The organism is Romboutsia sp. LXY-2, from assembly GCF_056171995.1.
In genome coordinates this window covers 63,441-76,677 of sequence record NZ_JBKFGI010000019.1, presented here as the reverse complement: position 1 = coordinate 76,677, position 13,237 = coordinate 63,441, and the positions used below count along the sequence as shown (strand labels likewise).

General features: G+C 30.1%; 12 protein-coding genes and 1 pseudogene. All 13 read right to left on the bottom strand.

All coding sequences use genetic code 11. The annotated features are described in order from the left end of the window. Positions 1-114: 114 nt before the first annotated feature. Positions 115-321, bottom strand: a pseudogene (locus ACI48P_RS20835) (sugar phosphate nucleotidyltransferase); the annotation flags it as partial. 105 nt (positions 322-426) lie between these two features. After that, a complete protein-coding gene (gene pepF / locus ACI48P_RS20830) occupies positions 427-2,328 on the bottom strand; it encodes an oligoendopeptidase F (RefSeq protein WP_475219237.1) in 1,902 nt (633 codons plus the stop codon). A 429-nt stretch (positions 2,329-2,757) separates the two neighbouring features. Further along, on the bottom strand, positions 2,758-5,106 hold the full coding sequence (gene spoIIE, locus ACI48P_RS20825; RefSeq protein ID WP_475219235.1) for a stage II sporulation protein E: 2,349 nt from the start codon (positions 5,104-5,106) through the stop codon (positions 2,758-2,760). Between the two features lie 91 nt (positions 5,107-5,197). Further along, positions 5,198-6,118: a Ppx/GppA phosphatase family protein gene (locus ACI48P_RS20820; protein ID WP_475219233.1), complete on the bottom strand. Its 921-nt coding sequence runs from the start codon at positions 6,116-6,118 to the stop codon at positions 5,198-5,200. Positions 6,119-6,327: 209 nt separating this feature from the next. Continuing rightward, complete coding sequence (locus ACI48P_RS20815) at positions 6,328-6,612, bottom strand: FtsB family cell division protein (RefSeq protein ID WP_475219231.1); 285 nt, start codon at positions 6,610-6,612, stop codon at positions 6,328-6,330. A 6-nt stretch (positions 6,613-6,618) separates the two neighbouring features. Beyond that, on the bottom strand, positions 6,619-7,104 hold the full coding sequence (yabQ, locus tag ACI48P_RS20810; protein WP_475219229.1) for a spore cortex biosynthesis protein YabQ: 486 nt from the start codon (positions 7,102-7,104) through the stop codon (positions 6,619-6,621). A gap of 1 nt (position 7,105) precedes the next feature. Beyond that, positions 7,106-7,360, bottom strand: coding sequence for a YabP/YqfC family sporulation protein (locus tag ACI48P_RS20805; protein ID WP_475219227.1), 255 nt, complete (start codon positions 7,358-7,360; stop codon positions 7,106-7,108). 63 nt (positions 7,361-7,423) lie between these two features. Then, on the bottom strand, positions 7,424-7,666 hold the full coding sequence (locus tag ACI48P_RS20800) for an RNA-binding S4 domain-containing protein (RefSeq protein WP_475219226.1): 243 nt from the start codon (positions 7,664-7,666) through the stop codon (positions 7,424-7,426). Positions 7,667-7,741: 75 nt separating this feature from the next. Next, positions 7,742-8,020 (bottom strand): HU family DNA-binding protein, encoded by a 279-nt coding sequence (locus ACI48P_RS20795; RefSeq protein WP_475219224.1) that lies wholly within the window; start codon positions 8,018-8,020, stop codon positions 7,742-7,744. 92 nt (positions 8,021-8,112) lie between these two features. After that, a complete protein-coding gene (gene yabN / locus ACI48P_RS20790) occupies positions 8,113-9,561 on the bottom strand; it encodes a bifunctional methyltransferase/pyrophosphohydrolase YabN (RefSeq protein WP_475219223.1) in 1,449 nt (482 codons plus the stop codon). Between the two features lie 240 nt (positions 9,562-9,801). Then, positions 9,802-11,409, bottom strand: a complete 1,608-nt coding sequence (locus ACI48P_RS20785; protein WP_475219221.1) for a putative polysaccharide biosynthesis protein — start codon at positions 11,407-11,409, stop codon at positions 9,802-9,804. 122 nt (positions 11,410-11,531) lie between these two features. After that, positions 11,532-12,071, bottom strand: coding sequence for a stage V sporulation T C-terminal domain-containing protein (locus ACI48P_RS20780; RefSeq protein WP_475219219.1), 540 nt, complete (start codon positions 12,069-12,071; stop codon positions 11,532-11,534). A 138-nt stretch (positions 12,072-12,209) separates the two neighbouring features. Beyond that, entirely contained in the window at positions 12,210-13,217 is a 1,008-nt protein-coding gene (locus ACI48P_RS20775; RefSeq protein ID WP_475219218.1) for a peptidylprolyl isomerase, read from the bottom strand. Between the last annotated feature and the right edge of the window lie 20 nt (positions 13,218-13,237).

The following is a 13,237-nucleotide window of genomic DNA, read 5'->3' as shown; positions in this document are numbered from 1 at the left end:
GGCGTTACCCTATCATTCTACCTTTCGTAATATCAGTTCTAGTAATTAAAATTAATTACTAGGGTAGTTTTGTAGTAAACCCACGCTTACTTTTGTCTACCAACAAGTCACACCAAAGTGGTCTTCTATAGATTTTTTGTTTCTTCCAGTAATTATAAGAATTTCTTCTATTCCTGAAGCCACTGCCTCTTCTATTATGTATTGAAGGGTAGGCTTATCAACTATAGGCAGCATTTCCTTTGGTTGTGCTTTAGTTGCTGGTAAAAACCTTGTTCCTAAACCTGCCGCTGGTATTACAGCCTTTCTTACTTTTCTTTGCATAATTACTCTTGCCTCCACTAGGTATATTCATAAACAAAAAGTCCTATAAATAATAGGACTTTTGATATATATTTTAACACTAATCAACTATGTTTGTCATGTATATTATTTTTCTATTATTTCCTCTAGTTCTTTTAATAAAGAATCAAATTTTTTAATAGTATTTTCTATTGGTTGTGTCGAAGCTAAATTTACTCCGCTTTCTTTTAATACTTTTAATGGATAGTCTGAGCTACCTTTTTTAAGGAAACTCAAATAATTTTCTGGTCCATTAGACAATATATCTTGTGCAAAGCTGACTCCTGCACTACATCCGGTTGCATATTTATATACATAGAAACTGTTATAGAAATGAGGTATTCTAGACCATCCCAACATAGACATATTATCTACAGCGTAATCATTTCCATAGTATTTCTTTAATAATTGTGACCAAATATCATTTAATACTAGTGCATTTAGATTTTTATCTTCTTCTACTGTTTCATGTATTATCTTTTCAAATTCAGCATACATTGTCTGAACATATAAAGTGTCTTTTATTAAATCTAAATATTTAGTGATATAATAAGCTTTCTCATCTTTACTCGTTGAGTACTTAATAAGAACTTCGTACAATAATGCCTCATTAGTTGTTGAAGCCACTTCATGAGTAAATATTGTTGGATTTGAGTTAAAGTAGTTTTGATTTTTAGCACTTAAATATTCATAAGCTGCATGACCTAACTCGTGAGCTAAAGTAGAAACTGAGCTTATAGTATTATTATAATTTAATAAAATATATGGATGTCCGTCATATACTGACAAACAGTAGCCACCACTCACTTTGTTTTCTCCTGAAAAAACATCTATCCAGCACTCATTAAAAGCCTTATAAATTATATCGCCATATTCTTTTCCTAGTGGTGAAAGTGCAGAATATATTATATGCTGACCCTTATCATAGGTAATATTATCATCTACAGGTTCAATTATAGGTACATACATATCATAACTATAAACTTTATCTAATTTTAATATTTTCTTTCTTAAACTTATATACTTGTGTAAACTATCAGTGTTATTACTTACAGTTTCAATTAATTTATCATATATTTTAGGCTCTATATTATCATTTATAAGATACATGCCTAAAGACGAGTCGTATCCTCTCTCTGTAGAGTAAAATACATTTTTCTTAACTTGACCTGCTAGTAATCCCGATAACGTATTTATATTTTCATTGTAAGACATAAGCTCATTAGTATAAGCTTCTTTTCTTGCTTGTCTATTTGAAGACTCTATTGCATTTGCATATTCTGCCGGTGTCATATTAGAGTCTTTATCCATATTCCTAAATAACTCATACACTTGACCTGGAAGACCTGTTATAGTCGAAGCTCCATTAAGTATATTTTCACTTTTCTCATCTAGGTAATATTTTTTACATCGTCTAATCTCATTTAAATACATACCATATTTTTTTGATATTTTATCACTTGATACTAGCTTTTCATACTCTTTATCTGATAGCTTAAGTATCTCTAACTCTAAATCTGAGCATATATCAGCATACTTTTTATATACTTTTTCAACATCTTCATTCATATCTAAATATTTATATGAGTTTTTGTTTATATCTTTTTTAAGCTTTGCATAAGCAGATAGCTTATTCATCCTAATATCTAGCTTTTCTCTTATTTCTAAAGCAAAACCTAAATGAGTTTGAGATTTTGTAACTTTCCCCATATAGTTCTTTAGTTCCTTGGTGTCATTTTCAAAATCCTTCAATTCTTTTTTCCAATGATCATCTGACTTATAAAGTGAATTAACATTCCAACATAGATTCTTATAATCTATTTTTGTTTTTTCTACGTCCTTATTATCATCTTTTTTATCATCATTGGTCATAGCAAAAACCTTAGTCTTACCACCTGGAGCAATGTTATCTTGCTCTTTATAACTAATAACTACAATACTAAGTATAATGAATAAAGGTATAATTACTTTGCATAATTTTTTACCCATAAAAAGCCATCCTTTCGATATTTTTACTTAATATTAGGATGGCTTTTTGAAGTCATATTATTCAATTTTTATTCTATATTTCTATTATATTACATTTAAGTTATCCACATAATAATCCACATATTCACAGCTTGTGATATTTGACAAATTTAGTTATTTCAATACATTTATATATTTTACTTTTTATGGTATTTTCCCTTTTTTCACATTTTATTCACAGTAATTAACATGTTATCAACAAAAAACATGCATTTTTTAATGGTTTTTGTTGATAATTATTTAAAATGTAAAATACTAAAAAAATACTCATTCGAACAAATATTTGTTTTATTTTGTCGAATATTGCAATTTCAACATTTTCTAGACCTGTTATTTTTATCCACAATTAATACACAAGTTATACACATATTGTTGATAATTTGTTATTTATTAACTTGCATATATTTTTGTTACTAATGCAGTCATATCATCTTCCACTTCTCCACCCTGTATTTCCAAGGCTCTATCTAATATTAGGTTAGATATTTCTTTTGGATTAGTAGTGTTTATATTTTGTAAGAAATAAATCAACCAATTATCTCCTAAGTTATTATTCTTACCTGCATCTACTATTCCATCCGATACCATTACCACGTAATCTCCATCTTTTACTTTAACTTTTTGTCTATCTAGGTTTATCTCACTCAGTATTCCTACTGGAAGAGATGATGATGATATTAAATCAACTTCTCCATTCTGTCTTTTAATATACGTTGAACACGCTCCCATCTTTATAGTTTCTAGATACCCTTTTTTCATGTCTATAATCCCTAAATCTATAGTTGAAAACATTTCATCAGTAGACTTAAGAAGTAACATGTTATTTATAGTGTTTATTACTATTTCATCTTCTATTTTTGCATCCACCATTTTTTCTAGTATATCAATAGTTATAGAAGACTCTTCATAGGCCTTTTTCCCTTTACCCATACCATCGCTTATTGCCATCATATATTTTCCATCATTAATTTCCATATGTGTATAGTTGTCTCCACATAATATATGTCCATCTCTAGACATAGCAGATACTTCTGTTGTCGCAGTATATTTTTGTGCTTTTGTAAGTGTTATCTTACATTTTTCGCCTAGTACATGACATCCTATTTTTTGAGCTGATAATGTATCTCCAACAAAATCAGAAACTACATCTATCAATTTATTTTCACATAAATTACAGTCTTTACATGTTTTCTTTTCTATAGTTATTTCACATTCATCGCTACCCTTAGTTAAGTAGTGAACCCTATCAACAGGTATGTTATATCTTTGTAACTCATCAAAAATACTTTTTTCTTTTTCTAAATCTAAAATTACATTTGTTTCTAAATCCTTAGATAAATTTTCTATAGATTTGGATATTGTTCTTATTTGGTTAGCTATTAGTTTTCTGTTTTCTGAAAGCTTAGCGTTCCAATTATAATCTAATACAAACATCTTATAATAATAGTTAGATACCCTAACTATAGATTCTGGCTTTAAACATTCCTTTCTAAATTTTTCAGGTACATTGTTTATTGTTATTTGACCATGCTCTTCTAGATTTTCTAGTATGTTGTACATCATAGTATATGTATGGTTAAACTTATTTTCCCAACATGCTCTCTTCATTCCACAACCTTTACACTCATCATTGTGTATCATATCTATTACACTAGCTATGTCTCTTTGATCTAATACTTTGTCTTTTTCTCTTATTCTATCAAAAGTATCAGCTAATTCATCATAAGCCTTGTGCATGTTCATTAACCTATTATTTGTTAAGTTCTTACTTCTCATAATATAGTCGTATACTACATCGTTTGAAGCCACATTACTTTTTATTATCTTTTCGATTTTTTCAAAGAATTTATCAGGTAATAAAACTACTATCAAGCAAGCTAATAGCAAGTTTCTTATTTCCATCATATTTGAACCTATTCCAGAAGTATAGGAATACATTATTACCCAGCTTAATATATATCCTAATATACAAAAATATCTATTTAATTTATTAAAAGCTCCACTTATTAATCCAGCAAAAGAATATATGCCCATATAAATTGCTGATGTAATATTATTTACCATAAACGCAATACCTACTATAACACCACTAGTTGCTCCCATAGTTCCTCCACCAACTATAGATGCAATTAAAATTACTACAGTAGCTAATACACTTCTTATAGATACTCCGAATAGGGACAAGCTTCCTATTCCCATAATACTAAAAGTTACTAATAAACTTATTGATATTGCTTCTTCAGCTCTTACAGATATTCTACTCTTTATATCCGTAAGAAAAGATGTTCCAAAAGAAAATATGTATATTGCTATAAATGTGATTACACCTTCCATACCTGCTATGAATAAATCATACATATAGCTACTAGACAATAAAGCTTGTCCAATAGATATAGGTAACAGTATGGCGGTTCCTATTAGAGCTAACTTTGGTATAGAGTTTACTTCTTTTATCTTTTTGCTGATTAGCATTAAAATTATTAGACACACACTATATTTTGCTATATATGTAACATCATTTAATGATAAAAGTATTCCCGCTAAAGTACCTATAAATACTGGTATTTTATATCTATCTAATCGCGATAAATATACGAAAAAGGCTACCCCTAATGGTGCCATAGAATCTATTAATATAGATCTACTTAGTAAAAATCCCATTACCATGAATATGATAGTAGTTAATTCAATTTTTAATCCTATTGGTTTACTTTTTAAAATCGCTTCACTTCTCTGCATAAAAAAATCCCCCTCTTTGTGTTTTATAAGGTGATTGTAACAAAGGGGAGAATTCTTTTTTGTCATATTAAGTTTGAGTATTCCAAAAAAATTAAGACATTTTTTTTGATTTCTGACACATTAAGCCTTCCAAATTATCGTATTCACTTACAATTATTGTTTCCAATTCTAGTTTTTCCATAATTATCTCTAATATTTTTACACCAGCCGTTATAATATCCGCTCGTTTTGGCTGTAGCCCTTTTAAAGATTTTTTATCACTTAGTGTCAATTTCGTTAAATTTTGTAGAACGATTTTTACTTCTTCTAAAGAAATTTCGCTGTTATGGATTTTCTCCATAGAATATACTTCTAGTTCTTGGTTCATAGCAGATAAAGATGTTATTGTACCACCTATACCTACTAACTTATCTATTTTCTTGTTTTTTATATAATTTATAGTTTCTTCTATTTCATTTTCTATAAACTTACTCATGGCTTCAAACTCATCATTATCTATAGGATCTTTATCTAAAAACTTTTCGGTCATTCTAACAGCACCTACATTTTCACTTTTAGCAAAAGTTATTCCACTCTTATCCCCTAAGATGAATTCTGTAGATCCTCCACCTATATCTAATACTAAAATGTCTTCGTTATTTTCTAATACTTCTGACACTCCTGAGAATCCTAGATTCGACTCTTCTTCTCCGCTTATTATCTCAACATCTATATTTGCTTCTTTTTTAGCTAGCTCTACAAAGTAAGCTCCATTTTTACTATCTCTAAGCGCTGAAGTACCCATACAGTATATTTGTTGGCAATTATTTTCTTTGCAGATTTGTGCAAATTCTTTTAGTCCATCTATGTTCCTTTGGATTGCTTCTTCACATATGTAGCCTTCTTTGTCTACACCTTGCCCTATTCTTGTTGTATTTACCCATTTTCTTCTGTTTTGTATTTTACCATCTATGTAGTCTGCTATAAGAAGCCTCATAGAGTTGGTACCTATATCTATAGTTCCTATCTTCATAATAACCTCCAAAAGTAGTAAGGGGCCTTTCACACGAAGCTTTGTCGCTAACTACCGCTTCAGGGGAGAGTTAATAGTTTACTTCCATGCAGACAAAGAACGTGTCTGCAAATGTCAGTGAAACTATTAACTCTCCCCTTTCGCTGGTTTAGTTGCTTAAAACTTCGTTGTGAAAGAGCCCCGTGGTTGTAATATATAAAACATTAATTTTATTCTGTGACAATATACACTATCTCATTTGGTTTTACCATGTTTAGCTTTGTTCTTGCTGTCTCTTCTAGGCTTTCTAGGTTTGTGTTGTCTTCTACGTTTTGTAGTGTGTCTATTTTTTGTTGTGTAGTCTCTAATTGATTGTTTAAGGTTGCTATTTCATTTTTATATTCTTTTATTTTTGTAAATTGAAAAACTGTTCCGCTTATCATTCCAAATCCTAGCACTATAAAGAACATTTTTAATACCATTATTTGACCTGCGAATTTTTTTCTTAAGTTCATTTTTATCTACACCCTTTTTTTAATTTTTAATCTCTTTTTCCTAATACCATTTTTTCCTGCTAGTAAAATGTTTGGTATATAGAATATGATATCAAATATTAGGTGCAGTGAGTATATTATAACGTAATACAAATTGTTCAAAATATTGACTATGTAAAGTACTGTTTTTTTGATTAAATTTGTAATGAAAGAAATGATTTTATTTATTGCTGATAGAATAAACCTACTTATGGTGTTGTAATATAAGATAAATCCACAAAATAAAGCCACAAAGTGATAATATCTTAAATCAAAATTTTCTATAGCGTTTATTGTGATAAAGGATACGGCTGTAACCAATATCCAAAACATAACATCAAAGATTAATGAAAGATGCTTAACGATTTTAAAGTTATGCCTAAATCCTCTATAAATATCAAACAATAAACCTATGACTATACCACCATAGATTGTTACATAAAAGCTTCCCATATCCTGAGTAAATGGCATCATCTTATTTAAACAACCTCTTTATAAAACTTTCTTGTGGCTTTTTAGCTTTAGCATATACCATAGAGTTAATAGTCCCTGTGATGTTTATTATCTTGTCATCTATGCTTAGTTTACTCATATCTAGGTTTTCCCCTTCTATCACCATTTCTCCAGCAGACGTTCTTACTTCCACTTTATTATCATTAAAAGAATATATATGTTCTACCCCAGAAATAACCAAACTTGACCTATCTTTTAGTGTAATATTATGTTCCATACTATCCCCCCAGTAATTTATATCTTTTCATACTAATATAAATATACTAAGGTAAGGTGAAATTTATTCTACTATATCGTACATTTCTTTCGCATCATTTTTTAACACGTGCTCTCTTATTTCATTTATTTTAAATTTCATTCTCTTTTCCCCGAATTGAATTTCTAATAAATCTCCTGCCATAACTTCAGAAGAAGACTTAGCTACTTTTCCATTTATAGTAACTATGCCTTTATCACACGCTTCTTTAGCTACAGTTCTTCTCTTTATTATTCTTGATACTTTTAAAAATTTATCTAATCTCATATAATGCCTCCTACTTTTAACTTCAAACAGATATAGAAAAAGTGTGGCAATAAATTCCCACACTTTATCCTTAAATTATCCATTTATTATATCTTTAAGACCTTTTCCAGCTTTGAATACTGGCGCTTTAGAAGCTGGTATGTTTATAACCTCTTCTGGGTTTCTTGGGTTTCTACCTTGTCTAGCAGCTCTTTCTCTTGTTTCGAAAGTCCCAAATCCAACTAATTGAACTTTATCTCCTGCAACTAATGCTTCTTGAACAGATTCCATAAATGCATTTAATGCTGCTTCTGCTTCTTTCTTAGTTAATTCACTCTTCTCAGCTATTCTTGATACTAATTCAGCTTTGTTCACGGTATTTACCTCCTAAAATGTTTATAATATAGAATTTTCTTTTGTTAAAATTCTAGATTTTTAGCGTTTTTCCTTTAAATTTTTTGCCAAAATTACTGTTTTTTTGCTTTGTTCCAAAGCTCGTCCATTTCTTCAAGTGTCATATCATCTAATTTTTTGTTTAGATTAGCTGCACTTGTCTCAATAAATTCAAATCTATTTATAAATTTATTGCTAGTAATATTTAAGGCTTCTTCAGGATCTATGTATAAGAATCTAGCTAAATTTACTATAGAAAACAGTAAATCGCCTAGTTCTTCCTTTATGTATTTTATATTTCCAGCTTTATGTTCGTCAAGTAATTCTTGATATTCTTCTTCAATTTTTTTGAATACTGGGTTAATATCATCCCAATCAAAACCTACTAATGCTGCTTTATGCTGAATTTTTTCAGCCTTTGTTAAAGCAGGTAAATGTGCTGGTATTCTTTTTAGACCCTCAGTTACTGTTGCTTCACCTTTTTCTTCCTTCTTCAACTCTTCCCATGTTTTTTCAAATTTATTCATATCTAGCTCAATATTTTTAAATACATGTGGATGACGGTGAATAAGTTTATTACATATTCCATCTACAACTTCTTTTAAGTCAAAATATCCTTCTTCATTACCTATGGTTGCATGGAATACAACTTGCAGAAGAATATCTCCTAACTCTTCTATTATTTCGTCTATGTCATCATTGTCTATAGCTTGGCAAAGTTCATATGCTTCTTCAATGATGTACTTTTTTAGACTTTGATGTGTTTGTTTTTTATCCCAGTCACATCCATTTTCCCCTCTTAGGGTATTCATTATTACTTCAAGCTCATGTACTGTATTATACCTCTTTTTGTCGGCTTTTGGTATATATAAACTTGTTAAATAGTCAAATTTATTTTCGCTTCTGTCTAATTCATGAAGAGGTAGGAATACCTTACTTTCTAGATTTTTGACACCTGCACCATTTACTATACATATTTCTTGGTCATAATCGTAGTATTCCATAAGTTTTAGCTTAATATTTGAAGCTATAAAATGGTCATATACTTGAGTTATTATCATAGCAGTGTCAGTATCTATGTATGAGTTTTCTATCTCAAAAGCATCTACCAACTTAAATCCATTAGCAGGGTCTATAGCTAAGTAGTTATACATAGCGTCTACAAAGCTCATAGAAGCGATTGTTTCCACTTCTATACCTTTATCCTTAGCCATAGCCTCAATAGTGCTTACAGTTCTTTCTGCAACTCTTGGATGACCCGGTACTGCGTATATTAAATCACCTTGTTCAGATTCTTTTATTATAAACTCTGAAATGTTATTGTATACGTCTTCAAAGTTTTCTTCTCTATCATAGAAATAATCTAGGGTAGTATATTTTATACTTTCTTTAAGCTTGTCCACTGTTGGATGTTTTTCTGTTCTTAGAAATATTCTTTTTCCACTTTGAAGTTCTTCTAAAACTCCTTGACTAATAAGAGAGTAATCTCCTGGGCCAAGTCCTACGATACTTATCTTACCCATAACACCCCTCCAATCTTTGTATTTAAAGATAGTGTGGTCACAAAATTGGTTCACAATCTGCGCTCGGTATAGGAAAATAATTTCTACTCCATGCTGGCACGCCTGCAAATGTCGTACGACCTTATTTCCCAACACCTTCGCTGAGATTGCTCACGCATTTTTTTGGTTTCACATGTATCTTTAGGGTTGGTCACGTCTAAATTTTTACTTAAAAATAATTTTTTTAGACGTATATTTATATTATCTCATTAATTTTAATTTTTTAAGCATGTTGTATAGTTTTGCTCCTTTTGGCATTGTAAGCATTTCATCTTTTCTTATACCTCCAATTCCAAGTAAAACTACTACGTATGTTAATCCACCTATTGCGATAGATATTATTGTTGCTATAGTATTTCCTAACATTGGTTCTATTAATCCGTAACCAAGTTTAACTACTATAAACATTGTTATAACTGTTATTAATGGCTTAATGACAAATTCTTTCTTTGAGAATTTAACACCCATTGCTTTTTTAACATAATGTATTTCATAACTAGCTGCTATCAGATAAGCTGCTACTGTACCTAATGCAGAACCTAGTACATTTATTTCCGGTTTTACTGTTAATGTATAACTTATAGCTATTTTAGATACCATACCTATAACTAATGCTGTAACTGGAACCATTGGTTTACCCATACCTTGTAGTATACCATTAAGTGTTTGCATTAGTCCTAGGAATATTACACACGGTGTAAGTGTAAGCAGTATAACGCCTATACCTGTCTCTTTTGGATATAAAAGCTGCATGATAGGGTCTGCTAATGCTGCCATACCAAATGCACATGGTAATACTAGTAATAAAGTAACTTTTATCGCACTCTTAGTTTCTTTTCTAGCTTTTGGCTTGTTTCCTAAAGCATATGATTCTGATATCGATGGCACTAAACTCATACCTATTGCAGCAGTAACTACTGATGGTAAGTTTATTATTGCCATTGCCATACCTGTTAACTGACCGAATAGTGATACAGCTTGATCATGAGTAAATCCACCTTCTGTAAGTCTTGATATAACTATCATATTATCGACTAAGTTCATAAGTGGCATTACTGATGCACCTATAGTTATAGGTACAGCTACAACTAATATTCTTTTAAGAATTCTTGATGTTTTTTCTTCTCTAAAACTCTTACTTGCTTTTATTTCCGCTCTACGTCTTCTACCTTCTCTTAAGTACGCAATTATTAAATATGTAATAGATGCTATGGCTCCTATTGTAGCTCCTGCTATAGCTCCTGCAGCTCCTAATTCTGGACCTGATTTGTTCATTAGGTAATAAGCTAATCCTATACCTAAAATAACTCTGAAGAATTGTTCACTAATTTGAGAAATGGCAATTTTGCTCATGTCTCTTTTTCCCTGGAAATATCCTCTATATGAAGACATAACAGGTACGAATAATAAAGCTGGTGCTATTGCTAACATTGCATAGTAAGCCCCTTCATTATCCATCATTTTTACTATTGATTCAGCTCCAAAGAAAAATATACTAAATGACACAATCCCTGTCATAAGTAGTACTGTATAAGATACTTTGAAGATTTTATGTGCTCCTCGGTGATCTCCGATGGCAGTCTTTTCTGATACTAATTTGGCAAGTGCAGTTGGGAACCCTGCGATTGCTAAATTTAAGAATAAAGTATATACAGGATATGCTGCTTGGTAATATCCCATCCCCTCTGATCCTATAAGGTTTCCAAGAGGTATCCTAAAAAATGCACCCATTATTTTGACTACTATACCTGCCATACCAAGTATAAGAGCCCCTTTTAAAAATGAGTCTTTGTTTCTGTTATTATTCATAACATAACCTCCATAATATTTATGTAACAAATTTTAATATAACATATATATATTAATATATTCAATATATTAGAATAAAACTTCAAAAGACCCTAAGCTTAGGGTCTTTTTCTGTGAGATATTTATTGAACTTGTTTTCCTAAAAATGCTGATGCTATTTTTAAAATTTTCTCATCTGCATCACTAAGAGATTCGCTATCTTTAGCTACTAAAGTAATAGAACCTATACAATCTCCAGATGTACTAACTATCGGCATAATTATTTGATTAGTGTAGTCCATTGGATCATCCTTATGTAAAGGTAAAATCTTATTGTCTTTAAAGTTTTTTATTGCTCTATTTTCTATTAATTGCTCTAATTCGTTGCTTATGCTTTTTTCTTTATAGTCTTTTTTCGATATTTTCGAAACAGCTATTATTGAATCTAAATCCGTAACTACTACTCCACAACCTAATGTTTCACCTAATGTTTCTGCGTATTCTTGAGAAAATTCATTTAATTCTCCTATAGGAGAATATTTTTTAAGTATAACTTCCCCATCTTTAGCTGTAAATATCTCTAGGGGATCTCCTTCTCTTATTCTTAAAGTTTTTCTTATTTCTTTAGGAATAACAACTCTTCCAAGATCATCTATTCTTCTAACTATTCCTGTTGCTCTCATCTTTTTAAATCCCTCCATCAATAACTTTAAGCTTATTTTTACCAATGATAAGAAATTTATACAAAAAAGAGGATATACAAAACATAAAATTTCTATATTTTGTAACATCCTCTTCATTATTTTAGCATTTTAGTAATTTTATAAGAATTTTATTGAGTCTATAACATCTTGTTTCTTTTCTACTTTAGCTTCTTCTGATAATTTTTTGATATTCTCAGTATACTTTTCATATAATAAAGTTTTCTTAATTGAATCTTTATTATCTTCTACTGTTGTTTGCTCATCAACTCTATCAGTTAATTTTATTATGTGGTATCCAAATTCACTTTCTACGATATCAGATATCTCTCCCACCTTTAAAGCAAACACTGCATCTTCAAATTCTTTAACCATCTTTCCTTTTCCAAAATATCCTAAATCTCCACCTTTTGAAGCAGAACCTGGATCTTCCGAATATTCACTAGCTAACTCTGCAAATTCTTCTCCAGCTTTAGCCCTTTTAAGTATATCTTCAGCTTTTTTCTTAGCTTCAGCTTTCTTTTCATCAGATAATGGCTTATCATTTTCATCTAATATTGAGATTAGTATGTGAGAAGCTTTTGCTTCATCTCTATAGAAAGATTCTTTATTATCGTCATAATATTTTTGTATTTCTTCATCACTTACAGTATTTATTTTGTCAAAATTAGTTTTGTAGTTTTGCCAAGCTAAATCTTTTTTAGTTTGTTCCTTTAAGAATGCATCATCTATTCCCATTGATTGTAGATTTTTCATTCCTTCTTCACTAGCTTCTAAGCTTTCTTTCAATTCTTTATATGATTTTTCTATTTCATCATCATTAGGTAATAATTTTAATTCTTCTGCTTTTGCATATACAGCTTCTGTATCTATTATTTGTTGAAGAATTATTTCTTTAAATTTATCTTTATATTTAACACCTTTTTCTACTTCTTGTTCCCAAATAGATGCTCCATACATAGATTCTATAGATTGCTTATAAAGTCCTAGCATCTTTTCATAGTATCCTGCATTTACTTCTCTACCATTAACTGTCATTACTACTTCATTTGGGTCTACTTTGCTACTACATCCAATAAGTGATATTCCTAACATCACTGACATAATCAATGTGATTATTTTCTTCAAATCCAAAACACCCTCTCTTT

What these genes read in the sequence shown, in the direction of transcription:
- ACI48P_RS20805 (WP_475219227.1), bottom strand. Translation starts at nt 7,360, where the DNA reads ATGGAACATAATATTACACTAAAAGATAGGTCAAGTTTGGTTATTTCT.
- ACI48P_RS20780 (WP_475219219.1), bottom strand. Translation starts at nt 12,071, where the DNA reads ATGAGAGCAACAGGAATAGTTAGAAGAATAGATGATCTTGGAAGAGTT.
- pepF (WP_475219237.1), bottom strand. Translation starts at nt 2,328, where the DNA reads ATGGGTAAAAAATTATGCAAAGTAATTATACCTTTATTCATTATACTT.
- ACI48P_RS20800 (WP_475219226.1), bottom strand. Translation starts at nt 7,666, where the DNA reads ATGAGATTAGATAAATTTTTAAAAGTATCAAGAATAATAAAGAGAAGA.
- ACI48P_RS20785 (WP_475219221.1), bottom strand. Translation starts at nt 11,409, where the DNA reads ATGAATAATAACAGAAACAAAGACTCATTTTTAAAAGGGGCTCTTATA.
- ACI48P_RS20820 (WP_475219233.1), bottom strand. Translation starts at nt 6,118, where the DNA reads ATGAAGATAGGAACTATAGATATAGGTACCAACTCTATGAGGCTTCTT.
- yabN (WP_475219223.1), bottom strand. Translation starts at nt 9,561, where the DNA reads ATGGGTAAGATAAGTATCGTAGGACTTGGCCCAGGAGATTACTCTCTT.
- ACI48P_RS20815 (WP_475219231.1), bottom strand. Translation starts at nt 6,612, where the DNA reads ATGAACTTAAGAAAAAAATTCGCAGGTCAAATAATGGTATTAAAAATG.
- spoIIE (WP_475219235.1), bottom strand. Translation starts at nt 5,106, where the DNA reads ATGCAGAGAAGTGAAGCGATTTTAAAAAGTAAACCAATAGGATTAAAA.
- yabQ (WP_475219229.1), bottom strand. Translation starts at nt 7,104, where the DNA reads ATGATGCCATTTACTCAGGATATGGGAAGCTTTTATGTAACAATCTAT.